Origin of the sequence: Streptomyces sp. NPDC059010, from assembly GCF_042740355.1 — a bacterium.
GTDB lineage: Bacteria > Actinomycetota > Actinomycetes > Streptomycetales > Streptomycetaceae > Streptomyces.
The window spans coordinates 19,379-43,892 of the sequence record NZ_JBHYJA010000068.1; the positions used below are offsets into that span (position 1 = coordinate 19,379).

General features: G+C 72.9%; 21 protein-coding genes. 10 read left to right on the forward strand and 11 right to left on the reverse strand.

What is annotated here, in order from left to right; all coding sequences use genetic code 11:
* Positions 1-82 precede the first annotated feature (82 nt).
* The 3 genes from ACFWYS_RS43285 to ACFWYS_RS43295 form a co-directional block, all read right to left on the reverse strand.
* Positions 83-748, reverse strand: coding sequence for a CBS domain-containing protein (locus ACFWYS_RS43285; protein WP_384781978.1), 666 nt, complete (start codon positions 746-748; stop codon positions 83-85).
* 59 nt (positions 749-807) lie between these two features.
* Complete coding sequence (locus tag ACFWYS_RS43290; protein WP_384781938.1) at positions 808-1,272, reverse strand: cyclic nucleotide-binding domain-containing protein; 465 nt, start codon at positions 1,270-1,272, stop codon at positions 808-810.
* Between the two features lie 148 nt (positions 1,273-1,420).
* Positions 1,421-3,142 (reverse strand): SulP family inorganic anion transporter, encoded by a 1,722-nt coding sequence (locus tag ACFWYS_RS43295; RefSeq protein WP_384781940.1) that lies wholly within the window; start codon positions 3,140-3,142, stop codon positions 1,421-1,423.
* Positions 3,143-3,527: 385 nt separating this feature from the next.
* Here ACFWYS_RS43295 and ACFWYS_RS43300 point away from each other — a divergent pair, with 385 nt between their 5' ends.
* The 6 genes from ACFWYS_RS43300 (at position 3,528) to ACFWYS_RS43325 (ending at position 10,671) form a co-directional block, all read left to right on the forward strand.
* On the forward strand, positions 3,528-4,433 hold the full coding sequence (locus tag ACFWYS_RS43300; RefSeq protein WP_384781942.1) for a universal stress protein: 906 nt from the start codon (positions 3,528-3,530) through the stop codon (positions 4,431-4,433).
* Between the two features lie 142 nt (positions 4,434-4,575).
* The gene (locus ACFWYS_RS43305) at positions 4,576-5,496 is read left to right on the forward strand and encodes a universal stress protein (RefSeq protein WP_384781944.1); all 921 of its coding nucleotides are present in this window, start codon (positions 4,576-4,578) and stop codon (positions 5,494-5,496) included.
* A 75-nt stretch (positions 5,497-5,571) separates the two neighbouring features.
* Positions 5,572-7,956, forward strand: a complete 2,385-nt coding sequence (locus ACFWYS_RS43310; RefSeq protein WP_384781946.1) for a phosphoketolase — start codon at positions 5,572-5,574, stop codon at positions 7,954-7,956.
* A 284-nt stretch (positions 7,957-8,240) separates the two neighbouring features.
* Positions 8,241-8,975 carry a CBS domain-containing protein gene (locus ACFWYS_RS43315; protein ID WP_384781948.1) on the forward strand — a complete coding sequence of 245 codons (735 nt, stop codon included), beginning with the start codon at positions 8,241-8,243 and terminating at the stop codon, positions 8,973-8,975.
* A gap of 16 nt (positions 8,976-8,991) precedes the next feature.
* Complete coding sequence (locus ACFWYS_RS43320; RefSeq protein WP_384781950.1) at positions 8,992-9,492, forward strand: flavodoxin domain-containing protein; 501 nt, start codon at positions 8,992-8,994, stop codon at positions 9,490-9,492.
* 114 nt (positions 9,493-9,606) lie between these two features.
* Complete coding sequence (locus tag ACFWYS_RS43325; RefSeq protein ID WP_384781952.1) at positions 9,607-10,671, forward strand: zinc-dependent alcohol dehydrogenase family protein; 1,065 nt, start codon at positions 9,607-9,609, stop codon at positions 10,669-10,671.
* Positions 10,672-10,941: 270 nt separating this feature from the next.
* On the opposite strand, the gene ACFWYS_RS43330 is transcribed toward ACFWYS_RS43325, so the two are convergent.
* Positions 10,942-11,076, reverse strand: coding sequence for a hypothetical protein (locus ACFWYS_RS43330; protein WP_384781954.1), 135 nt, complete (start codon positions 11,074-11,076; stop codon positions 10,942-10,944).
* A 533-nt stretch (positions 11,077-11,609) separates the two neighbouring features.
* On the opposite strand from ACFWYS_RS43330, the gene ACFWYS_RS43335 reads away from it, so the two are divergent.
* Together ACFWYS_RS43335 and ACFWYS_RS43340 are read left to right on the forward strand one after the other, a co-directional pair.
* A complete protein-coding gene (locus tag ACFWYS_RS43335; RefSeq protein WP_384781956.1) occupies positions 11,610-13,376 on the forward strand; it encodes a GAF domain-containing protein in 1,767 nt (588 codons plus the stop codon).
* 160 nt (positions 13,377-13,536) lie between these two features.
* Complete coding sequence (locus tag ACFWYS_RS43340; RefSeq protein ID WP_384781958.1) at positions 13,537-14,412, forward strand: universal stress protein; 876 nt, start codon at positions 13,537-13,539, stop codon at positions 14,410-14,412.
* Between the two features lie 24 nt (positions 14,413-14,436).
* Here the strand turns inward: ACFWYS_RS43340 and ACFWYS_RS43345 are convergent, their stop codons facing one another.
* The 4 genes from ACFWYS_RS43345 to ACFWYS_RS43360 form a co-directional block, all read right to left on the reverse strand.
* Positions 14,437-15,174: a GAF and ANTAR domain-containing protein gene (locus ACFWYS_RS43345; RefSeq protein ID WP_384781960.1), complete on the reverse strand. Its 738-nt coding sequence runs from the start codon at positions 15,172-15,174 to the stop codon at positions 14,437-14,439.
* Between the two features lie 39 nt (positions 15,175-15,213).
* Positions 15,214-15,978, reverse strand: a complete 765-nt coding sequence (locus ACFWYS_RS43350; RefSeq protein ID WP_384781962.1) for a GAF and ANTAR domain-containing protein — start codon at positions 15,976-15,978, stop codon at positions 15,214-15,216.
* Positions 15,979-16,137: 159 nt separating this feature from the next.
* The gene (locus ACFWYS_RS43355) at positions 16,138-16,311 is read right to left on the reverse strand and encodes a hypothetical protein (protein ID WP_384781964.1); all 174 of its coding nucleotides are present in this window, start codon (positions 16,309-16,311) and stop codon (positions 16,138-16,140) included.
* Between the two features lie 107 nt (positions 16,312-16,418).
* Positions 16,419-16,841: a CBS domain-containing protein gene (locus ACFWYS_RS43360; protein ID WP_384781966.1), complete on the reverse strand. Its 423-nt coding sequence runs from the start codon at positions 16,839-16,841 to the stop codon at positions 16,419-16,421.
* 139 nt (positions 16,842-16,980) lie between these two features.
* Between ACFWYS_RS43360 and ACFWYS_RS43365 the strand changes: the two genes are divergently transcribed.
* On the forward strand, positions 16,981-17,730 hold the full coding sequence (locus tag ACFWYS_RS43365; protein WP_384781968.1) for an SOS response-associated peptidase: 750 nt from the start codon (positions 16,981-16,983) through the stop codon (positions 17,728-17,730).
* 85 nt (positions 17,731-17,815) lie between these two features.
* Positions 17,816-19,807: a heavy metal translocating P-type ATPase gene (locus ACFWYS_RS43370; protein ID WP_384781970.1), complete on the forward strand. Its 1,992-nt coding sequence runs from the start codon at positions 17,816-17,818 to the stop codon at positions 19,805-19,807.
* Positions 19,808-19,865: 58 nt separating this feature from the next.
* On the opposite strand, the gene ACFWYS_RS43375 is transcribed toward ACFWYS_RS43370, so the two are convergent.
* The 3 genes from ACFWYS_RS43375 to ACFWYS_RS43385 form a co-directional block, all read right to left on the reverse strand.
* Positions 19,866-20,933, reverse strand: coding sequence for a LacI family DNA-binding transcriptional regulator (locus ACFWYS_RS43375; RefSeq protein WP_384781972.1), 1,068 nt, complete (start codon positions 20,931-20,933; stop codon positions 19,866-19,868).
* A 157-nt stretch (positions 20,934-21,090) separates the two neighbouring features.
* Entirely contained in the window at positions 21,091-22,872 is a 1,782-nt protein-coding gene (locus ACFWYS_RS43380) for a glycoside hydrolase family 35 protein (protein WP_384781974.1), read from the reverse strand.
* Positions 22,873-22,967: 95 nt separating this feature from the next.
* Positions 22,968-24,188 (reverse strand): MFS transporter, encoded by a 1,221-nt coding sequence (locus tag ACFWYS_RS43385; protein WP_384781976.1) that lies wholly within the window; start codon positions 24,186-24,188, stop codon positions 22,968-22,970.
* Between the last annotated feature and the right edge of the window lie 326 nt (positions 24,189-24,514).

A 24,514-nucleotide genomic window follows, 5' to 3' on the forward strand; every position in this document is an offset into this window, starting at 1 on the left:
ACGATCATTACTCGCCGGGCCCGGATGTACCAGGGCCGACCGGCCCAAGCGGGGTCCCTCCCCACCCGGGCGAGGCCGCCGCTCACCGCGCCGCCCAGGGGTCGAGGTGGCCCTCCAGTTCGAAGTCCACGTCCACCACGCCCTCGACGGCCCGCACCAGACGGGCGGCCACCGGGATCAGGGACGTGTCCCGGACCCGCCCGGTGAGCCTCACCACTCCATCGTGCACCTGGACCCGGATCGCGGAGCCCGGCGCCGGGAAGAGATGGGCCAGGATCTCCCGGCGCACCTCCTCGGCGATCTCCTCGTCGCCGCGCAGGAAGACCTTGAGCAGGTCGGTCCTGCTGACGATGCCCTCCAGCATGCCCAGCCGGTTGACCACCGGCAGCCGCTTGACCTTGGCGTGCGCCATGATCCGGGCGGCCTGGGCCAGGGTGGCGTCGGGGCGGGTGGTGAGCGCCGGGGAGGTCATCAGCTCCTCCGCGGTGATCGCGCCGGCCTTCGCCAGATCGGACAGCCGGCGCAGCTGGGTGTACCGGTCGGGGTCGCTGTCGCGGAACTCCTCCTTGGGCAGCAGGTCGGCCTCGGAGACGACGCCGACGACCCGGCCCTCGCCCTCCAGGACGGGCAGGGCGCTGACCTTCCAGTCCTGCATCAGCCGCACGATCTCCTTGAACGTGGCCCTGCGGCCGACGGCGGCGACCGTGTGGGTCATGACGTCGCTGACGATGTGCGGGGTGCCGTGCATGATGGCTCCCTTCTCGCTTCGGCTCACGTGCGGGTTCACCTGGTCACCTGTCCGGGTGCTCAGACCGGGCTGCCGGCTCCGTAGGGGGCGTAGAGGTCCAGCAGCCGGGTCCGGGCGGCGCGCAGGCGGTGGGCGAGCACGTCGCCGACCCATCGGGTGACGTTGTTGGCCAGGTCGGGGTCCTCCTCGCACATCGCGCGGACGGCCGTCGCGTCGAACTCGTACGCCCGCACCGGGGTCGTCGCCGCGGCGCCCAGGTGCCAGACGTGCGGGGTGAACAGCCATGACCAGCCGACGAGTTCGTTGTGCCGGATTGTCTCGATGACGGCCGGGCGACGGCCCGGCACGCGCATGTCGAGCTCGATGGTGCCCGTGCGGATGATCCAGAACCGGTCGGCCTTCCCGCCTTCCTCGAACAGACGCGTCCCTTCCGGGAAGGACACCTCGCGGGCCATGCGCATGAGCCGCAGGCGGTGCTCGGCCGGCAGGGCCCGCATCATGGTGGGCGCGGGTGTGGTGATCATGGCGTGCCTCCCGACGGGGTGCAGGGACTTCCAGGGCCAGCGTGTGCCCACCGCCCGTCACAGCACATGGGCCACTCGGTCCATCGGGCTGGGCCACTGGGCTCCGATCCGGCCGAACGGGTCCCCGAACGGTGCGTGGCCTGCTCACCTACTGGTCGCGGGACCACTTCCGGTACGCGGCCACGGCCGTCGGCAGCGTCGGAAAGATCAGGTCCGCGCCCACGGCGTCCGCGAGACCGTACGCCCTGAGGTCGTCCAGCAGGTCCTGCTTGACCCGGGCGAGGGCGAACACGACGCCGCGGTCGGCGAGTTCGCGGCGCAGCTCGTCCACGGCGTCCAACGCGGTGATGTCGACCTCGACATTGGCCTCCGCGTTGAGGACGAACCAGCGGACGGGATCGCTCTGTTCGTCGACGGCGGCCAGGGCGCGGCGGCGGAAGTCCTCGGCGTTGGCGAAGAAGAGCGGGGAGTCGTAGCGGTAGACCAGCAGGCCGGGGATGGTGTGGGCCTGCGGGTAGTCGTCGATGTCGTGCATGCCGGCCACCCCGGGCACGACGCCCTGGATCGCGTCGTGCGGGCGGGCCACTCGCGTCAGCAGCTCGGCCACCGACAGGCCGACGGCGACGAGGACGCCGTACAGGATGTCCAGGGCGAGCACCCCGGCCAGGCAGCCGAGGGCGAGCAGGAGTTCGCGGCGGCGGAAGGAGGCCAGCCGGCGGAAGCCCACGAGGTCGATCATGCGGACGGCGGCGTAGACGACGAGTGCGCCGAGGACGGCGGACGGGGTGCGGGTGAGCAGGGGACTGAGGAAGAGCAGGACCGCGAGGACCACCGCGCCCGCGACCAGTGAGTACACCTGGCTGCGGGCGCCCGACGAGGAGGCGAGCGCGGTGCGGCTGGCGCTGCTGCTGACGGGGAAGCCGTGCAGGGCGCCGGCGCCGAGGTTGGCCGCGCCCAGGGCCAGGAACTCCTGGTTGGCGTCGAGCCGGGGGCCGTCGTCCTCGCCGTTCGCCGGGCCGGTGAACGCCCGCGCGGTGAGGATGAAGTCGGTGTAGCCGACCAGGAGTACGCCCAGGGCGGGCAGCACGAGACGGGGTACCTCCGTCCAGTCCGGCCAGGCGAGGCCGGGCAGGCCGGAGGGGACCTCGCCGATCACCTTCACGCCGTACCGGCCGTCCAGGTCGAAGACCACCACGGCGACCGTGCCGAGGACCACGGCGAGCAGCGGTCCGGGTACGGCAGGGACGTACTTCGCCATGAGGAAGAGCAGGGCGAGGGCGGCGGCGGAGAGGAGGACCGTGGCCGGGTCGGCGTCCGTCACATCGCTCGCGAACGACCACAGTTGGGGGAAGAACCTGGTCTCCGTCGTCCCGACCCCGGTGAGCTTGGGCAGCTGGTCCGCCATCATGATCAGGGCCACGCCCGCCATGTAGCCGATCAGCACCGGGCGGGAGAGCAGGTCCGCGACGAAGCCCAGCCGTACCGCCCGGGCGACCAGGCACAGCAGGCCGACCGTGACGGCGAGGGTGACCGCCAGGGTGGCGTACCGGTCGGGGTCGCCGGCGGCGAGCGGGGTGACCACGGTGGCCGTCATCAGCGCGGTCGTGGACTCGGGGCCGACCGACAGCAGACGCGAGGAGTCGAGCAGCGCGTACAGGCCGAGGGCGGGCAGGATCGCCCACAGCCCGGCGACCGGCGGGAGTCCGGCCACACCCGCATAGGCCATGACCTGCGGGACCAGGTACGCCGCCACGGTGACACCGGCCAGCAGGTCGCCCCTCAGCCAGGTCCGCCGGTAGCCGAGCAGGGCGAAGGCCCCGGGCACCAGGCGGCGCCACCTTGCCGTGTGCCCGCCCGCGCCCCGCTCCATCAGCCGCCCTTCGCTGTCCGACCTCAGGATCCACCGGCGCGCCCACCACCGCGAGAGGTGAACCGGGGGCGGCCCGGCATGCACCCCAACGGGCCCTGTGGACAGGGCCGTTCAGCCCTACGACCCCGGACCTTCGGCACCGGGTGGCCGGCGCCCGGGGCGGCCAGAGTGAGCTGCGGTGGGGGAGGAGGTGCGGTGGGCTCCCCTGTGGGCCCACCGCACGGGCACCCGGCCGGCCGGCGGCGAGAAGCGGCCGCGTCCGGTCCGGGCCGGACGGCACCCGGCCAGGGCCGGTCGGCCCCTTGCAGGGACCTGCGGCCCCTGCCGCACGCGGTGTCCGAGGACGAAGCTCGAATCGGGACCACCGATTCTGGAGGTGGGGATCATGACCGGCACCGTCACCGTCGGCCTGGACGGCTCGCGGGAGAGCCGTGCCGCGGCCGAGTGGGCGGCCCGCGAGGCACGGCTGCTCGGCGTGCCGTTGAAGCTGGTGCACGTCTGGGAGCCGGTCCCGGCGCCGATCGCGCAGGCGCCGCTGCTCGGCGCCGAGACCCGGCAGCACTGGACCGAGCGGATCCCCCGGGACGCGGCGGAGGGCATCCACGTACGCCACCCCGGCCTCGACGTGATCATCGAGCAGCTGTCCGGCCGGCCCGCCGACCTGCTGGTGGGCGCGGCGAAGGACACCGAACTGCTGGCCCTAGGCTCGCGCGGACTCAGCGGCATCGGCGGCTTCATGCTCGGCTCGGTGGGACTGTCGGTCGTGGCACACGCCGAGCGGCCGGTCGTCCTGGTCCGCGCCGACCAGCAGGCCGCCGACGAGCACGAGGCGGACCCCGCCGGCATCCCGTCCGCCGCGACCCGGTTCCGGCCGGTCGTCCTCGGCCTCGACACCGAGAGCCCCGACGAGGAACTGATCGAGTTCGCGTACGCCGCCGCCTCCCGCCGCGGCACCACACTGCGGGTCGTGCACGGCTGGAACCCGCCGCCGTACTACGCCTACGGCCTGCCCGCCGACATGGAACTCCACGGATCCCTGGCCCGGCGCGAGACCACGGCCCTGACCGAGGTCATGCGGCCGTGGCGCACGAAGTTCCCGGACGTCGAGGTCGTCGAGGAGTCCCCCTACGGCTCCCCTGGCGGCCACCTCGTCGACGCGTCCCACGAAGCCTCCCTGGTCGTCGTCGGCAAGCGCATCCGCCGCAGCCCGATCGGCGCCCACATCGGCCCCGTCACCCACGCCGTCCTGCACCACTCCACCGCCCCCGTCGCCGTCGTACCGCACCACTGACACGGGAAGACCGAGGAGCACAAACCATGAAGGCAGCGGCCGTACGAGGCTTCGGAGAGCCCCTGGCCAACCAGGACCGGCCCGGCCCCGGCCAGGTCGAGGCACGGATCGTCCTCGACCTCGGCGCGGACCGGTGAGGGCGGTGGACCTGCCGGTCGTCGTCGGCGTCGACGGCTCCGGGCCCAGTCTGCGCGCCGTCGACTGGGCGGCCGACGAGGCCGTACTGCGCGGCGTGGCGCTGCGGCTGGTGTACGCCTCACTGTGGGAGCGGTACGAGGGAGACCGGCTCGCCGAGGACCTGGGCGAACCGGCCGAACGGGTGCGGGCCCAGGACGTGGTGGAGAGCGCCGCCCGGCGCGCCCGCCGCCGTCGGGCCGACGTGAAGCTCTCCACCGACATCGTGCCCGAGGAACCCGAGTACGTGCTGCTGCGGGAGAGCCGCAGCGCCTCCCTGCTGGTGACGGGGACTCGCGGCCGCAGCGGTGTCGCCGAGGCGCTGCTGGGCTCCGTGAGCCTGACCGTGGCGGGGCACGCGCACTGCCCGACGGTCGTCGTGCGCGGGAGCCATGACAACCGGGGCGGCGCCCGTGACGACCACGCCCGGGCGGGCGACGGCCCGGCCCGCTCGCGCGAGAGCCGGGCTCCGTCGAGCGGCCGTGTCGTCGTCGGTGTCGGCGAGAAGGCGCCGCTCCGGTTCGCCTTCGAGGAGGCGCGGCGGCGCGGAGTGCCGGTGGAAGCCGTACGCGCCTGGCGGTGCCCCGCACGCGAAAGCACCGATCATCCCCGGCAGACCGGGGAACCCGCCCGGCTGCATGAGCAGCAAGCGGTGCAGGCCCTGGAGGAGGCGCTCCAGGGGGCGCCCGCCGATGTCGAGGTGCACCGGCGGGTCGTGGAGGGCCACGCCCGGACCGTCCTGGTGGACGCCTCCCGCGACGCCGGCCTCCTGATCGTCGGAGCCAGGCGCCGCCCACGGCACTTCGGGCTCCAACTGGGCCGCGTGGCCCACGGCGTGCTGCACCACTCGGCCTGCCCGGTCGCCGTCGTGCCCGAGTGGAACGACTGAACCGCCGGGCGCAGGCACAGCAACTCCACCTGAAAACACGGTAGTTCGAGCAACGACGACCTCCGGAGCGTTCCCATGTCCGAGGTGGAACACCACCAGAACGCCACAGCACTCTCCGACGACGAACTGCGCACCCTCGACGCCCACTGGCGCGCCGCCAACTACCTGGCCGCCGGACAGATCTACCTGCTGGCGAACCCACTCCTCACCGAGCCCCTGAAGCCGGAGCACATCAAACCGCGGCTCCTCGGCCACTGGGGCACCTCACCGGGCCTGAACCTCGTGTACACCCACCTCAACCGCGTCATCAAGGCGCGCGGACTCGACGCGCTGTGCGTATGGGGGCCGGGCCACGGCGGGCCGTCCGTGCTCGCGGGGTCCTGGCTGGACGGCAGCTACGGCGAGATCTACCCGGACGTCCCGCGCGACGCGCAGGGCATGGAGCGGCTGTTCCGGCAGTTCTCCTTCCCGGGCGGAGTGCCGAGCCATGTGGCGCCGGAGACCCCGGGGTCCATCCACGAGGGCGGCGAACTCGGCTACTCCCTCGCCCACGCCTACGGCGCCGCCTTCGACAACCCGGACCTGCTCGTCGCCTGCGTGATCGGCGACGGCGAGGCCGAGACGGGCCCACTGGCCGCCTCCTGGCACTCCGACAAGTTCCTGGACCCGGTGCACGACGGCGCCGTCCTGCCGATCCTGCACCTCAACGGCTACAAGATCGCCAACCCGGCCGTGCTGTCCCGGCTGCCCGCGGCCGAACTCGACCAGCTGCTCAGGGGATACGGCCATGAACCGCTCCATGTCACCGGCGACGACCCCGCCGCCGTACACCGCGCCCTGGCGCTCGCCCTCGACGAGGCGCTGGACCGTATCGCCCTGATGCAGCGCTCGGCCCGCGAGGGCGATGTCGCCGAGCGGGTGCACTGGCCGCTGATCGTGCTGCGCACCCCGAAGGGCTGGACCGGCCCCGCCGAGGTCGACGGCCTGCCGGTGGAGGGAACGTGGCGCGCCCACCAGGTCCCGCTCGCCGGAGTGCGTGAGAACCCGGAGCACTTGAGGCAGTTGGAGGCATGGCTGCGCTCGTACCGCCCCGAGGAACTGTTCCACCCGGACGGCCGGCCCGTCGCCGACGTCCTCGCCTGTGTCCCGGACGGCGCCAGGCGCCTGGGCGCCACCCCGCACGCCAACGGCGGGCTCCTCGTCCGCGACCTGCCCATCCGGTCGCTGGACTCCTTCGCCGTACCGGTCGACAAGCCCGGCGCCACCCTGCACGAGCCGACCCGCATCCTCGGCGAGCTCCTGCACCAGGTCATGAAGGACACCCGGGCCCGCCGGGACTTCCGGGTCGTCGGCCCGGACGAGACCGCCTCCAACCGGCTCCAGGCCGTCTTCGACGCCAGCGGCAAGGCCTGGCAGGCGCAGACCCTCCCGGTCGACGAACACCTCGACCGGCACGGCCGGGTGCTGGAGATCCTCTCCGAACACACCTGCCAGGGCTGGCTGGAGGGCTACCTCCTCACCGGCCGGCACGGCCTGTTCTCCTGCTACGAGGCATTCGTCCACATCGTCGACTCCATGGTCAACCAGCACATCAAATGGCTCAGGACAGCGCGGCAGCTGCCCTGGCGCGCCCCCGTCGCCTCCCTCAACTACCTGCTGACCTCGCACGTCTGGCGCCAGGACCACAACGGCTTCTCCCACCAGGACCCCGGCTTCGTCGACCACGTCCTCAACAAGAGCCCCGAAGTCGTCCGGGTCTATCTGCCGCCGGACGCCAACACCCTGCTCTCCGTCGCCGACCACGCCCTGCGCAGCCGCGACCACGTCAATGTGATCGTGGCCGGCAAACAGCCCTGCTTCGACTGGCTGTCCATGGACGCCGCCCGCGCCCACTGCGCGCGCGGCGCCGGCATCTGGGACTGGGCCGGCACGGAGAACGGCGGCGCACCGGACGTGGTGCTCGCCTGCGCCGGCGACGTACCCACCCAGGAGGTCCTGGCGGCCGCCCAGCTGCTCCGCCGCCACCTGCCCGACCTCGCCGTCCGTGTCGTCAACGTCGTCGACATGACCCGGCTGCTGCCGCGCGAGGAACACCCGCACGGGATGGGCGACTTCGAGTACGACGGCCTGTTCACCGAGGACAAGCCGGTGATCTTCGCCTACCACGGCTACCCGTGGCTGATCCACCGCCTCGCCTACCGCCGCACCGGCCACAAGAACCTGCACGTACGCGGCTACAAGGAGTCCGGGACCACGACCACGCCGTTCGACATGGTCGTCCGCAACGACCTCGACCGCTACCGCCTGGTCATGGACGTCATCGACCGCGTCCCCGGCCTCGCCGTCCGCGCCGCGGCCGTACGGCAGCAGATGGCCGACGCCCGCACCCGCCATCACGCCTGGATCCGCGAGTACGGAACCGACCTGCCCGAGGTCGCCGACTGGGCCTGGAACGCCTGAGCGCGCCGCCCGCCACAGCTGGAGGGGGCCGGTGCCGCCGATCACCGACCCCCTCCTCTCACCTGGGACGACCAGCGCACAACCATGGACCGACCGGTCCCCGGTCCACCCCGGACAGCCCATGGGCCCCCTCGCCGATCCGCCGGATGCTCGAAGTGCAAGGCGGACTTCGACCAGGTCCTCGCGGCACCGGGCCGGGGCACCGCGCCCGACGCCCGGATCCCCCTGCTGCCGCGCCCGCCCCCGAACCCTGTCTGCGCCGACTCCGCTGAGGAGGACCAGCCATGAGGCACGACAAGGTCGGCTCCGTGATGACGAGCGACGTCGTGCGGGCCGAGCACGGCACCCCGTTCAAGGAGGTGGCACGGCTGCTGGCCCGCCACCGGATCAGCGGGCTGCCGGTGGTCGACGAGGACGACAAGGTCATCGGGGTCATCTCCGAGACGGACCTGGTGGCCCACCAGGCGCACACCCCTGACCCGCACCAGCCCGGGCGGCGTCCGCGCCTCCCCGGGCTGACGCGCGGCGCCCGAAGGGAGGCCGCGAAGGCCCGGGCCCGTACCGCCGGTCGGCTGATGACCGCACCGCCGGTCACCGTGCACGCCGACGACACCGTCGTCGAGGCCGCGCGCACCATGGTCCGGCGGCGCGTGGAACGACTGCCGGTGCTGGACGAGGCGGACCGCCTGGTCGGCATCGTCACCCGGCGCGACCTGCTCCGGGTCTTCCTGCGGCCCGACGCGGACATCCGCGCCGACATCCTCCAGGAGGTGTTGGTGCGCGCCCTGTCGCTGCTGCCGCCCTACGCCGTCGACATCTCCGTGACGGACGGGGTCGCCACCCTGACCGGACGGATGGCACGCAGGAGCCAGACGGAGATCGCCGTCTCCATGACCCGGCAGATCGACGGCGTCGTCGCCGTGGTCGACCGGCTCACCTGGCGCCTCGACGACGCACGGCTGCGGCCCGACGAACAGGCCCTGCTCGGCGGAGCCGACGAATGGCTGCGCCGACTGTGAGAGGAGGCGGACCGCCATGACACGCAAGGTGCTGGTGGCCTACGGAACGACCAATGGATCGACCGCTCGGATCGCCGAGACCGTCGCCGACGTCCTGCGCCGGGACGGGCTGACGGTGGACGCGCTGCCCGCCCGGTCCGTGGCGAGCGTGTCGGCGTACGACGCCGTCGTGGTCGGCGGCGGACTGTACGCCGGGCGCTGGCACAAGGACGCCCGCCGCTTCGTCCGGCGGCACGGCCAGGCTCTCGCCGAACGCCCGCTCTGGCTCTTCAGCAGCGGCCCGCTCGACGCCTCGGCCGGCGAGCGGGACATCCCGCCCGTGCCCGGGGTGAAGAAGGCCATGACACGGCTGGACGCCAGGGAGCACATCACCTTCGGAGGCTGCCTCCAGGAGGGCGCGAAGGGGTGGGTGGCCGGGATGATCCTGCGCTCCGGGAAGGGCGGGGACTTCCGGGACTTCACCGCGATCGAGAAGTGGGCGGGGCGGGTGGCCGCCGAAGTGCAGGGGGGTGGGTGAGAGGTGTGCGTGAAGGGCCGCACCCGCCCGAGCGGTCCTCCCGTATCCGCGTCAACCTGGACTAGCGGGGCGATTTCCGGGCTCCGTGCCATATCGAGTGGGGTGAGGAGTGTCATGAAGGGCTACGTGTTCCACGGCGCCGGACAGTCCGCCTGGGAAGAGGTCCCGGACCCGGCCATCAAGGAGCCCACCGATGCCGTCGTACGGGTCGGTGCCGTCACCATCTGCGGCACGGACCTGCACATCCTCAAGGGCGACGTACCCGAGGTACAGCCCGGAACCGTCCTGGGGCACGAGGCGGTCGGCGAGATCGTCGAGGTCGGCAGCGACGTCCGGACGGTGCGGCCGGGGGACCGGGTCCTGGTCTCCTGCATCAGCGCGTGCGGCCGCTGCGCCTACTGCCGGCAGGCGGCGTACGGCCAGTGCCGGGGCGGTGGCGGCTGGATCCTCGGCCATCTGATCGACGGTACGCAGGCCGAGTACGTCCGGGTGCCGTACGCCGATCTGTCCGTGCACCTGTTGCCGGGCGCCATGGACAGCAACGACGCCGTCCTGCTCGCCGACATCTTCCCGACCTCCTACGAGGTGGGCGTGCTCAACGGGCACGTCCGGCCCGGAGACACCGTCGTCGTGGTCGGTGCAGGCCCCATCGGACTGGCGGCCGTCGCCACGGCCCGGCTGTTCTCCCCAGAACGCATCGTCGCCGTCGACCTGGCCCCCGCCCGGCTGGAGGCCGCCCGGCGGCTGGGCGCCGACGCGGTGGCCGATGCCCGGGAGGTGCCCGAGCAACTGGTCGCCGACCTCACCGACGGGCTCGGCGCGGACGTCGTGATCGAGGCGGTCGGGGTGCCGGAGACCTTCGAGCTGTGCACCCGCATGGTCCGGCCGGGCGGTCACGTCGCCAACATCGGCGTGCACGGCGCCCCCGCCACCCTGCACCTCGAAGACCTCTGGATCAAGAACATCACCATCACCACCGGCCTGGTCGACACGTCCTCCACGCCCACCCTGCTGAGGATGACGGCCGCCGGCCGCCTGCCCACCTCGCAGCTGGTCACCCACACCTTCCCGCTCGACCTCATGGAGGAGGCGTACGCCGTCTTCGCGGGGGCCGCCGACACCGGCGCCCTCAAGGTCGTGCTGGGCGGCGAGCGCCATGACGAGGTCGTGGCCGTGTGAGTTGAGGCCCGACCACCTTCGCACCGCGCCGCTCGGGCCCGGTTCAGGCCCCGCCCGAGCGGGCGCCCGCGGTGAGCAGGATCGTCGGGGTCGGTCACCGGCCGGGCGTACCCACGTCCTGGACGACGGGGACATCGTCATCCGCAACTGGCCCGCTGCCGGGCGCTGGTGCGGCCCTGGGTGGACCAGGCGATCCGTATCCGGCCCGACCTGGTCACGGGCACCCTGGGAAGGATCGTCTTCACCCGGCACGCGTTGCCGACCGTCCGGTCAACCAGACACGCCGGCCGGCAGCCGCAGCACCTCGGCGCCGTCGAGCTCGATGCGGTGGCGCGGTCCCGGAAGGACCGGCCGGCTGTCGTCGTGGACCATGACGGGCTTCCGTTGGGGTGCGTTGCCGCTCATTGCAGGGTCTGCCTGCGCACGGAGCGACACCGCGGGGGATCGGTGCCGCTCCTGACTCCACTGTCCCCCGTGCCACGCCCGACGCCAAGGGCCGATGGGCCCCGGCACGGTCCCGGACGGCCCGCACCGGCCCACCGTCGCGTCAAATCGGCCAGGTTCGCGCCCTCGCCGCCCAGCGGGTCCGTCATGCCCCGACGGCACCCGCGGAAGTAGTGGACGTGACGGACCATGACGCTGCGCTCCTCGTTCCTCGGCTCGGCGGCGGCCAGGGTGTGCGGCTCTCCGGCCGCCACGCGGCTCCAGCGTCCAGCGGCGTCGGGCCGCGTCGGCAGATGCTGCCCGTCCTCATGGCGGGGTCGAACGGCCCAAGCGTCCCGTGAGTGGAAATGCCCCTCAGGTGGACCGTGCGAGCGGCCCCGGACCTGCTGCCCCGACGGGTCCGATTCCGTACCGTCCCCCGGCGCACGCCGGTAGCGTGAGCCTTGTCCGGAGCGGCCGGCGCCCGGCCGCCCACGGGACCGGAGGAGACGCAGGTGGGAAGCCCCGACGAACCCCGGGAAGCCCGCATACGGCTGCCGCAGCTCAGGCTGGACGAGCTGCTGGAGGAGCTCCAGGCCCGGCTGGACGCGGCCCGCGGCACCCGCGACCGGGTGCACAGCCTGCTGGAGGCGGTGCTCTCGGTCGGCAGGGAACTGGACCTGGAGCAGGCCCTGCACACCATCGTCGAGGCCGCCGCGGTGCTGGTCGACGCCGAGTACGCCGCCCTCGGCGTGATCGGCCCCGACGGCAAGCGGCTGTCCGGCTTCCACACCGTCGGCGTCGCCGAGCACCAGATCGCCGAGATCGGCCACTACCCGGAGGGCCACGGCATCCTCGGCGAGCTGATCCGCCACCCCGAGCCACTGCGCCTGGCCAAGATCTCCGAGCACCCCGCGTCGTACGGCTTCCCGCCCAACCACCCGCCGATGAACACCTTCCTCGGCGTCCCCATCCGGGTCCGCGAGCAGGTCTTCGGCAACCTGTACCTCACGGAGAAGCGGGGCGGGGCGCTGTTCGACGAGGAGGACGTCTCCGTGACGTCGACCCTCGCGGTGGCGGCCGGCGTCGCCATCGACAACGCCCGCCTCTACGAGGAGTCCCGGCTGCGGGAACGCTGGCTGCGGACGACCGCGGAGATCACCCACAGCCTGATGTCCGGCAGCGGACGCGGCGAGGTGCTCGGACTGATCGCCGACCGCGCCCGGGAGATCACGGGTGCGGCGCTGGCCCTGGTCGCGATGCCGATGGAGGACACCGACTCGCTCAGCGTGGAGCTCGCCATCGGACCCGAGGCGCAGAGGCTGCGCGGACTGGTGCTGCCCGTCGACGGAAGCCTGATCGGCGAGGCCTTCTCGACGGCCGGCCCCGTCACCAGCCCGGATGTCTCCCACGACGAGCACAGCGAGATGGGGGTCCCCCCGGCCGAAGGCTGGGGGAGGATCTCGGCCGGGCCCCCGCGCTTCACCGGCCTGGGCCCCGCGGTCGCCGTGCCCGTCGGCACCGGGGAGGGCGGCATACGCGGTGTCGTCCTGCTGATCCGCGGGGCGGGCCAGCGGGTGTTCACCGGCAAGGAGATCGAACCGCTGCAGGGCTTCGCGGCCCAGGCCGCCGTGGCCATGGAACTCGCCGAGCGGCGCCAGGACGCCGAGGTGGTCGCCGTGCTCAAGGACCGCGACCGCATCGCCCGCGACCTGCACGACCTGGCGATCCAACGGCTGTTCGCCACCGGCATGACCCTGCAGAGCGCGGGCCGCTTCATCGAGCACCCCGAGGCCTCCGAACGGGTGGTGCGCGCGGTGGACGACCTGGACGAAACCATCAAGATCATCAGGTCGACGATCTTCGGCCTGCGCTCGCGCGAGGGCTCCGGCGGGGCCGGGCTGCGGGCGCGTGTCGTGCGGCTCGCGGGCGAGGCGGCGCCGGTGCTGGGCTTCGCGCCCAGCGTCCGGATGGAGGGCCTGGTGGACACCCGGGTGCCGCGCGAGATCGCCGACCACGTCGCCGCCGTACTCTCCGAAGCCCTCACCAACATCGCCCGCCACGCCCACGCCGACCGCGCCGACGTCGCCCTCACCGCCGACGCCGAGCAGGTCCGCCTCACGGTCACCGACAACGGCGTCGGCATCCCGGCCGACGGCCGCCGGAGCGGGCTGCGCAACATGGCGGAGCGGGCCCGGCAGCTGGGCGGCGAGCTGGAGCTGAGCAGCCGCGAGGGCGGCGGCACGACGTTGTCGTGGTGGGTGCCGGTACCGGGCGAGTAGCCGGACGGCGAGTTGTCGGCACCACCCGGACCAGTGCCGCGGGCCGAACGTCCCCGTGAGATGCCCATCCGCCTCTCGTGACCGCCCCCCGCCCGGTGCGACGGTGAAATCAGAGCACCGGCTGTCCCGCGGGGCAGCCCGACAGAAGGCGGTGAGGGTGATGACACTCCCCCTGGTCGTGGGTGTCGACGGATCCGACGCCAGTCTGCTGGCCGTCGACTGGGCGGTGGACGAAGCCGCCCGCGACGCTCTGCCGCTGCGGTTGGTGTACGCCTCTCTCTGGGAGCGTTACGAGGGCGCCGTACCGTCGACCGCGCGGCAACGCCCCTCCGCGCGCGTGCTGGCCGAGCACATCGTCGCCTCGGCGGCCGAGCGTGCCGCACGGCGCGACCCGGAGGTGAAGGTGACCACCGACATCGTCCCCGCCGACCCGGTCGACGCCCTCCTGGGCGCGGGCAACAACGCCTTCGCCCTGGTGACGGGGGAGCGCGGCCGAGGTGGGCTGAAGGGGCTGCTCCTCGGTTCGGTCGGCCTGGGCGTGGCCGCCCGCGCGCACTGCCCGGTGATCGTGGTCCGGGGTGACGAGACGGGCCTGGTCGGACTGCACGAGCGGATCCTGTTCGGCGCCGGGGACCCGGCCGCCGGAGGCCGGGCCGTACGCTTCGCCTTCCGCGAGGCCGAGACACGCGGGTGCGCCCTCGACGCCGTACGCGCCTGGCGCTGCCCCGCACATGACGGCGTGGAGCACCCGGCACTCGCCGAGGAATCCGCCCGGGAGCACGAAGCGCGAGCAGCGGCGCAGCTCGACGCCCTGCTGTCCGGGGCCATGGCCGAACACCCGGGCGTCCGGGTGCGCCGTACCACTGTGGAGGGCCCGGCCCGGCGGATCCTCGTGGACCGCTCCGCCGCCGCCGACCTGGTGATCATCGGGGCGCGGCGCAGGCACGGCCACTTCGGCCTGCAGCTCGGCCGGGTCGGGCACACGCTGCTGCACCACGCGCACTGCCCGGTCGCGGTCGTGCCGCAGCTGGCGTGAACGCCGTCGCTGCGCCCGTGCGGTTCAGAGCTGGGGCTGTCCCTCCAGGATGGCGGCCGGCTCCAGGGTGCGGGTCACCAGGGCGTGGGCGGTCTCGGTGATGCGGACGTGATGGTGCCGCGCGTAGACGGTGAGCAGCCGTCCGGCCTCGCGCACCGTGGCCCCCGCGTACTCGGCGAGCATGCCCTTGGCGATGTCCAGGGTGGCCTTCGAGGCGATGACGCTCTGCACACGGGTGATGACGTCGTCGCCGCGGGCCGGCTCGGTCGACCAGTGCATCAGGGCCAGTGTCGCGGAGTCGGCGAGGGCCTGCGCGAGGTGCACGTCGTCACCGCCCAGGTGGCCCGCGCGCCGGCGCAGCAGGGTGAGGGCGCCCAGTGTGCGCTCGTGCAGCCGCATCGGGACCGCCAGTAGTGAGTCGTATCCGGCCACGCCCATGGCGTTGACCAGTCTGGGCCAGCGCCCGAACTCGACGGCGATGTCGGGGACGCTCACCGCCTGGCCGGTGCGGTAGCAGTCCATGCAGGGGCCGTAGCCGTTCTGTACCTGGAGGAGGGCGGCGAAGGCGGCCTCCTCGTCGGTCGTCGCCATCGACTTCAGACTGCCCCGGGCGTCGGCGATCATCACCGCCGCCGCGTCGGCGTCCAGCAGGTCCCGGCAGGTGTGGACCAGTCGATGGAAGAGTTGCAGCGGGTCGAACTCCGCCGCGTAGGTGTCCGACAGGGCGACGAACGCCTGCGCCAGCTGTCGCTCGCGGTTCATGCTCGCCTCCCCGGCAGTGTGGGCACGTGTGCTGGCCGTTCAGTCATCGCCGAGGTCCAGCGTGCGGTCGATGATCGCCCGGGCGACTTCGGTGGAGGTGCTCCCCTGTGCGAAGGCCCGTGCGCGCAGACGCAACAGTGCCTCCTCGGCGGTCACTCCCAGCCGCACCATGATCATCCCTGTGGCCTGGTGCACCTCCTCGCGGTCTGTTTCCGCTCCTGCCAGCCACGTTACGACTCCTTCGGGGTTCGGAGAAGCGTGATCAAGGGCGATGACTGCCAGTGTGACCGCATCGGCGACCAGCATGGCCGTGCGGATCTGGTCGCCGCTCAGCGATCCTGCCCTGTCGCGGTACAGATCGAGGGTGCCCAGCGCGTCTCCCGCGCCGGTCAACGGCACGGAGAAAGCCGCTTCCGCGCCGGCCCTGGCGGCCTGGACGGAGTACAGCGGCCAGCGCCGGGTGGCCGGGGGACGGGTCAGGTCCGTGGCGAACACGGGCGCGCGCAGGCGGACTGCTTCCACACAGGGGCCCTCGCCGAGGGTGTACTGGATCTCCGCGAGCCGCGCGGCGACGTCGTTGCTGGCACACAGCACGACTCCCATGCCCGAGCCGTCGCCCACGACGGACACGGACAGCCCCGTGACCACCGGGAGCAGCGAGGCACAGGCCTGGCCCAGCGCATGGGGCACCTGGGTCGGAGGAGTGTCGCGCACCGCGGCGATGAGTTCGTGCGCGATACGGGCGCGCTCGACCTCGGCCTCCTGCTCGGCGTCTCCACCGCCCAGCAACTCGTCACCGGCCACGGACCTTCACCTCCCCGCGATCACTCTGGGACACGGCTCTACCCGATCTTGGCACAGCGTCGGCGCCAAGGCTCCCGGCCGCCGCGGACATGCCTGTGGCGGGACGGGCTCGTGGCCCGTGGCCCGTGAGGGGAAGGGGACGGGGCGCCGCTCCGGGGGTCAGTCCCCGCTCCGCACGACGTTCCATTCATGCCCCCGGTTCCTCTGCTCCGTGTCGACGTCGGCCTTCGCGCGCAGGCCGGTGCGTAGGCCCTGCCCGTGCTTACGGCGTGCGGTCGCCCAGCCCGACTCGGGTCGGTGGACGGTGATCGTCTTCCTGGTGTCCGCGGTCACGGCGGTTCATCTTCTTCACGAGTCCGGGGAGGATTCGGTTCGGTTACCTCATCACCGAGTTTCCGTAGAACGACCTGGGGAAACTCCCGGCTCCCGGAGCAGACCGCTCACCGGTTGGGACGTGCGGCACTGACGTCCGCCAGGGCCGAGCCGGGGTCGCGTTCGATGGACAGGTCGCCCAGGGAGACGATGCCCACCGCGTGACGTTCCCGGTCGACGACCGGCATGCGGCGGACGGAATGTTCACGCATCAGCCTCACCGCGCGGTCCAGGCCGTCGTCGGGCGCGAGCGTGACCAGAGCAGCGCTGCACGCCTGCGCCACGGTCGTGCGGGCCGGGTCGCCGCCCTCGGCCATCGCGCGAACCACCAGGTCACGGTCGCTGACCAGCCCGCACAACCGCCCGCCCTCGATGACCAGTACGGCACCGATGTCCTTGTCGCGCATCAGCCGGGCCACGGCCCGGACCGAGGTCAGCGGCTCGACGGTCACCGGGTCGGCCGTCATGACGTCGCGGACTTGCCGAGTCATGGAAAACATCCCTCCGTGGAATGGGGGCGGTGCGCTCACCGCCGGGCAGCCCTCGGGTACCCGTGGGCGGCCGGCTCCCACATCCCGGAGAGGGTCAGCCCGGTCCGCCCGGTTTGCCCCGCCGTGGCACAGTGGCCGTATGTGCGGCCGATACGCCTCCACCCGCAGCCCCGAGGACCTGGCCCAGCTGTTCCAGGTCGCCGAGTGGCACCCGGAGGAAACCCTGGAGCCGAGCTGGAACGTCGCCCCGACCGACGAGGTGTGGGCCGTCCTGGAGCGCACACCTCGGGACGGCGGCGAGGGCGCGCCGCCGCGCCGCCGGCTGCGGCCGTTGCGCTGGGGCCTGGTGCCCTCGTGGGCGAAGGACGCGAGGACCGGCGCCCGGCTGATCAATGCGCGCGTGGAGACCGTCCACGAGAAGCCCGCCTTCCGTCGCGCCTTCGTCAAACGCCGCTGTCTGCTGCCCGCCGACGGATTCTTCGAGTGGGAGGAGGTCAAGGACGCCGAGTCGGGCAGGGCCCGCAAGCAGCCGTACTACATCCACCCGGAGGACGGGCAGGTCATGGCCCTCGCCGGCCTCTACGAGTACTGGCGCGATCCGGCGGTCAAGGACGCCGACGACCCCGCCGCCTGGCTGATGACCTGCACCATCATCACCACCGAGGCCACCGACGCGGCCGGCCGCATCCACCCCCGCATGCCCCTGGCGCTCACCCCCGACCACTACGACGCCTGGCTCGACCCGCGTCACGAGACCACCGACGACCTGCGCACCCTGCTCACCCCTCCGGCAGGCGGCCACCTCGACGCCCGGCCCGTCTCGCCCGCCGTCAACAGCGTCCGCAACAACGGCCCGCAACTGCTGGACGAGGTGGCCGCGCCTGAGTGAGCGCCGGCATGAAGGCTGAAGGCCGGCATGAAGGTCAGCATGAAGACATGAATGAGTCTTCATCTGTTCCTTTATTGTGGAGTGCATGACTGCCACGCTCACCCCACGGTCGGCCGCCGCCTCCGCCGTGTCCGCGAGCCCCGCGGCTGTGCCGCGGCGGCGCACCCGGCTCCTCGCGCTGCCGGAGGTCCGCCGGTCCGTCGCCGCCACCGCGCTGTTCCTGGCGGCGCTGCCCCTCCAACTCGCCGGAGCACCCGCCTGGACCTGGGGCGCGCTGTACGCGCTGGCCTACGCCACGGGCGGCTGGGAGCCGGCCCGGGAGGGGCTCAAGGCACTCAAGGAGCGGACCCTCGACGTCGATCTGCTGATGGTCGTCGCCGCACTCGGCGCCGCCTCGATCGGGCAGGTCATGGACGGCGCCCTGCTGATCGTCATCTTCGCGACCTCGGGCGCCCTGGAGGCGCTCGCCACCGCCCGCACCGCCGACTCGGTGCGCGGCCTGCTCGACCTGGCCCCCGCCACGGCCACCCGGATCACTCCAGACGGCGTCGAACAGGCCGTGGCCGTCGAGGAGTTGGCGGTCGGGGACATCGTCCTCGTACGGCCCGGCGAGCGCGTCGGAGCCGACGGCCGGGTGCTGGACGGGTCCAGCGAGGTGGACCAGGCGAGCATCACCGGGGAGCCGCTGCCCGCCGTGAAGGATCCGGGCGACGAGGTCTTCGCGGGCACCCACAACGGCACCGGCGCGCTCCGCGTCCGCGTCGAGCGCGACGCCTCCGACTCCGTGATCGCCCGGATCGTACGGATGGTGGAGGAGGCGTCCGGTACCAAGGCGCCCACCCAGCTGTTCATCGAGAAGGTCGAACAGCGCTACTCGCTGGGCATGGTGGCGGCGACCCTCGCCGTGTTCGGTGTGCCGCTCGCCTTCGGCGAGGCGTTCTCCGAGGCGTTGCTGCGCGCCATGACGTTCATGATCGTGGCCTCGCCCTGCGCCGTGGTGCTGGCCACCATGCCGCCCCTTCTGTCGGCCATCGCCAACGCCGGCCGCCACGGCGTGCTGGTCAAGTCGGCGGTGGTGATGGAACGCCTCGGCCAGGTCGACGCCGTCGCCCTGGACAAGACCGGCACCCTCACCGAGGGCACACCGCGCCTCATCGACATACGGCCGCTGCCCGCGAGCGGCGTGGACGCGGACGGGCTGCTGACGCTCGCCGCGGCCGCGGAGCACCCCAGCGAACACCCGCTGGCCCGGGCCGTCGTGGACGCCGCGCGCGAGCGGCACCTCGACCTGCCCACCGCGCGGGACTTCGCGTCGGCGCCGGGCGTCGGGGTGAGGGCGGTCGTCGACGGCCGTACGGTCGAGGTGGGCGCCCCGGTCCGCGTGCTCGACGATCCCGACGGCCCCGAGGGAGCTGTCCTGGAACTGGCCGGGGAACTTGAGGAGTCCGGCCGTACCGCCGTCCTCGTGGTGGTCGACGGTACCCCCGCCGGAGTGCTCGGCATCGCGGACCGGCTGCGTCCCGACGCGGCCGCCACCGTGGCCGCCCTCACCGCACTCACCGGCACCGCACCGCTCCTCCTGACCGGCGACAACCCCCGGGCCGCCGCCCGGCTGGCCGCCGAGGCCGGTATCGAGGACGTGCGTGCCGGGCTGCTGCCGCAGGACAAGATGAGCGCGGTCAAGGAGTGGGAGGGCGCGGGCCGCAAGGTCATGGTCGTCGGGGACGGCGTCAACGACGCGCCCGCCCTGGCCGCCGCCCACATCGGCGTCGCCATGGGCGGAGCGGGCTCCGACCTGGCCCTGGAAACCGCCGACGCGGTGATCGTCCGCGACGAACTGGCCGCCGTCCCCACCACCGTCGCCCTCTCGCGCCGCGCCCGGAGACTGGTCGCGCAGAACCTCGTCATCGCCGGGGTGTTCATCACCGGCCTCGTCCTCTGGGACCTCTTCGGCACTCTGCCCCTGCCGCTCGGCGTCGCGGGCCACGAGGGCTCCACCGTCCTCGTCGGCCTGAACGGGCTGCGCCTGCTGCGGGAGACGGCATGGCGGCGGGCGGCGAGCGACGGGACCGGGTGAGGTTCGCGGCGGGGCGGGCGTTGGGGCCGGGACCCGCACCGGCCGGGGGAGGGCGCCGTCAGTGTCCCGGCGCCGGGCCGCTGCTGCTGCGGACCACGAGGTCGACCGGGACCAGGGAGTCGACCGGGGGCGGCTCGGCGGTGCCGTCGAGCCGGTTCAGCAGCAGACGCAGCGAACGCGTGCCGATCTCCGCGAAATCCGTCCGCACGGTGGTCAGCGGGGGCAGGAAGTGCGCGGCCTCGGGGATGTCGTCGTAGCCCACGACACTCACGTCGCCGGGGACGGAGCGGCCCGCCTCATGCAGGGCGTGCAGCACACCGAGGGCCATCTGGTCGTTGGAGACGAACACGGCCGTGACATCCGGGCGTCCGGCCAGCCGCCGGCCCAGCTCATGGCCGGAGGCGGCGCTCCAGTCGCCGATCAGCGGAGCCGGGACTTCGGCGCCGGCCGCCTCCAGCGTGGCCTGCCAGCTGCCCAGCCGATGGTCGGCAGAGGTCCAGCCGGTCGGGCCCGCGATGTGCCACACGGTGCGGTGCCCGAGGCCCAGCAGATGCTCGACGGCCTTGCGGGCCCCGGTCCGGGAGTCGCCGGTGACCTGCTGGGTGTCGGCGTCGAGACCGTTCTCCAGCACGACCAGCGGGGTGTCCAGACGGGTGTCCGCCAGGGCCTTGCCCACCCACAGCTGCGGGGCGATCGCGATCACGCCGTCCGCGCCCTCCGCCGACAGCCGGTTCACCGCCTCGACCACCGTGTCGGGCTCGGCCGTGTCCAGCGCGATCGAGCTCAGCAGGTAACCGGCCTCCTGGGCCGCCGTGTTGATCGCGGTCAGGATGGAGGCGGGCCCGTAGCGGGCCGCGTCGAAGGAGATCACGCCGACCATCCGGGTCCGCCCGCTGGCCAGCGACCTGGCACTGCGGCTCGGCCGGTAGCCCAGCGTCCGCATGGCGGTCAGGACCGCCTCGCGGGTCTCCGGCCGTACCGACGGATGGTCGTTGAGGACACGGGAGACGGTCTGCTTGGAGACCCCGGCCAGCCGCGCCACATCGTCCATCACGGGCCGCGCACCCGCGAAGTTCCGTCTGCTGCGCCCCCTCGGAGCAGGGCCGTCGGCGGAGCTTCGGGTCATGATGGCTGTTTCCTCGGCGTCGGCACGGCGGTGCTGGTCCGCCCCGGCAGGACCCCAGCATAGGCAGGGCGGCGGGGCGGCAATCCCGGATGGTCGTCGCGTCCGAGGACAGCGGGCGAGCACCCGCGGGCGGCGCGCAGGTGGTGCGGGCGGGGTGTCAGTCGGTCTCCGGGCCGAGGTCGGGGGTGTCGGTGAGCCGGGCGCGGGTGTCGGTCGTGGCGTGGAGCTCCAGCACGATGAGGTGGTTGGTGCCCGGGCGGAGGATCGGGGCGGGGACGTAGAGGGTGTGCTGTGGGCCGCGGTTCCAGTAGCGGCCGAGGTGGAAGCCGTTGATCCAGGCCTGGCCCTTGGTCCAGCCGGGCAGGGCGAGGAAGGTGTCGGCGGGGGTGTCCACCTCGAAGGTGCCGTGGTGGAAGGCCGGTTCGGTGGCCGTGGTCGCGTCGGACGGGTCGAACGGCACCGCGCTGAGGTCGTCCAGCGGCAGCGGGTGGCAGTCCCAGCCGTGCAGGGGGGTGCCGTTGAAGGTGACGGGGCCGAGCAGGCCCTTGGGGGCGCCGATGCGGGGGCCGTAGTTGACGCCGCCCATGTTCTCGACGAGGACCTCCAGCGTGGCGCCGGGACGCGGGACACGGACGGGGAGGGTCTCGTCGTGGCGTTCGCGTTCCAGTACGCCGAGGGGGGCGCCGTCCACGAAGACCTGGGCGCGGTCGCCGACCCCGCCCGTGAAGCGCAGGAGGCCGTCGCCCGCCGCCTTGAACGCCGTGCGGTAGAGGGCGTAACCGGCGTGCAGGCCAAGGTCGTTCAGTGTCACCGGGTCCTCGGTGCGGACCGGCCCGGCCAGGGTGGACGCGTGCCGCAGGAGCTCGGCTCGGCGGTCCAACTCGACTGTGGTGAGCGGGAGTTTGGGCGCCGCAACGGGGACCGGCTCGGTGGGGACGGGCGCGTGGCGGGCGATGACCTCGCGGAACGCGTGGTACTTGGGGCCGGGGTCCCCGCACTCGGTGAGGGCCGCGTCGTAGTCGTACGACGTGACCGTGGGCTCGTAGGCGTGCTTGTGGTTGGCGCCGTTGGTGAAGCCGAAGTTGGTGCCGCCGTGGAACATGTAGATGTTGACGGAGGCGCCCGCGGACAGCAGCCGCTCCAGGTCGGCGGCGGCGTCGGCCGCGTCCCGCACATGATGGGGGCCGCCCCAGTGGTCGAACCAGCCGATCCAGAACTCCGCGCACATCAGGGGTCCTTCGGGCTGGTGGGCCCGGAGTTCGGCCAGATTCCGCTCGACCCGGCTGCCGAAGGTGGCCGTGGCCAGGACGCCGGGCAGGGTGCCGGTCGCCAGATGCTCGGGGTTGGCCTGGTCACAGGTGAACAGCAGCTCCTCGACCCCCCTGGAACGCAGGGCCTGTTCGAGATGCTTCAGGTAGGCGGAGTCGTCGCCGTAGGCCCCGTACTCGTTCTCCACTTGCACGGCGATCACCGGGCCGCCCGCCGCGGCCATGTGCGGCAGCAGCGGGGGCAGCAGTACGTCCAGGTAGTGGTCGACCGCCTCGGTGAAGCGCGGGTCGCCGGTGCGCAGCCGGATGCCGGGGTCCGCGACGAGCCACGCGGGCAGACCGCCGTCGTCCCATTCGGCGCAGATGAACGGCCCGGGACGCAGCAGGACATGCAGGCCCTCGGCCTGGGCGAGGCGCAGATAGCGGGGGAGGTCGAGGAAGCCGTCGAGGACGAGTGGGCCGTCGCGGTCCGGCTGGTGCAGGTTCCACGGCACATACGTCTCGACGGTGTTGAGGCCCATCAGCCGCGCCTTGCGTAGCCGGTCGGCCCACAGGTCGGGGTGGACGCGGAAGTAGTGCATCGCCCCGGAGATGATCCGGAAGGGCTCGCCGTGCAGCAGAAAGCCGTCGGCGGACGTCGTCAGAGCGGGCAGAGCCGGCAGAGCGGGCATACGGAAGCTTCCCTTCGGTGCGAACGACTGCGGTGTGAACGATTGCGGTGCGAACGGCTGCCGACGACTGTGGTGCGAACGGCTTCGGCAGTGGTTCAGCGAGCACGGGTACTGCGGATCAGCCACAGGGTCGCCGCCAGGCACAGGGCCGAGACGGCGCCCAGCAGGAGCGGGACGCTGCGGACGCCGGACCACTCGATGGCCTTGCCCAGCGCCGGGCCCGCCACCACGCCGCCGACCATGGAGGCGGCGATGACGAGGGCGCCGGCCCGGCGGGCCCGTGGGGCGGCACGGTGGAGCCAGGGCAGGCCGGTCGGGAAGATCGGCGCGATGAACAGGCCGACACCGGCGTAGGCGTACGGGGCCAGACCCGGAAGCGCGGCGAGCAGCAGACAGACCGTCATGCCCGCACACGAGACCGTGATGATGGTCTGGGCCGAGCGGCGCAACGCGATCGGGGCCACCAGGAAGCGGCCGACCGTCATCATCAGCCAGTACACGGAGGTCGCGGTGGCGGCGAATCCGGCGCCGTATCCGACGCTCTCCAGGTGGGTCGGCTCCCAGCCGCCGACACCGGCCTCGATCCCGACGTGCAGGACGTACAGGGCGACGAACACGGCGAGCACGGAGCCGAGACTGCGCACGAGGACCTGTCCGCCGCCCTCGCCGCCGACGTGGCCCCCGCCCTGGCCGTCGCCCTGGCCGTCGTGTGGCTCGCCGGGCGTCCCCGACGGCTGCGGTGCCCGGTCGCGTACGCCGCGCAGGCACAGCAGCAGTGGCAGGTTGGCCAGCGCGAAACCGAGGAACACCGCCGGGTAGTGCGCCGAGCCGACCACGCCGATCAGGGCGGGGCCGAGGATCGCGCCGATGCCGAAGTGGGCGTTGAGGATGTTCAGCATGGCCGTCGAGCGGTGGCCGAAGCCGACGGCGAACAACTGGTTGAGGCCGTAGTCGATCCCGCCGAAGCCGAGCCCGGCGAGCAGCGCCATGGCCAGCGCCGTCGGCCAGCCGGGGGCCAGCGCGAAGCCCGCCGCGCCCACGGCCATCAGCAGATACGAGGCACCGAGCATCTGCCGGTTGCCGATACGGCCGTACAGCCGGTCGAAGAGCAGCACGCCCGCCACCCCGCCCACGAAGTGCGCGCTCAGCCCGAGCCCGGCGGCCGACGGCGACAGCCCGAACTCCTCGCGGAAGGCGGGGATCGCCGGACCGTACAGGGCCTGGAGGGCGCCGATGAGCACGAAGCCCACACAGGAGGCGACCACGGCGGCTGGGCTGAAGACCCGGGGGTGAGGGGGTGCCGACGTCAGCGTCATGGCGGTTGATGTTACCGGTAACATCGCGCGGCTCGTCAAGATTTGCGGCGGGCTGATCGGTGGCGGGTTGAGCGGTTGAGCGGTTGAGCGGTTGCGGGGTGGCGGCCCGAGAGATTCTGGACTGCTAGTACAGACATTGGACGTGTAGTCTAGGAGTCGCTCGATGGGCAACTGTCGAGCCCGGGCGGAGCGAGGAGTGGGCGTGGCGGCCGAGCAGGCCCTGGAATCCGAGCGCGACGCGATCGTTGCCGCCCTGCGGCCGGTCGTGGACGGGCTCGTGGCGACGTTCGGGCCGATGTGCGAGGTGGTCCTGCACGACTACCGGC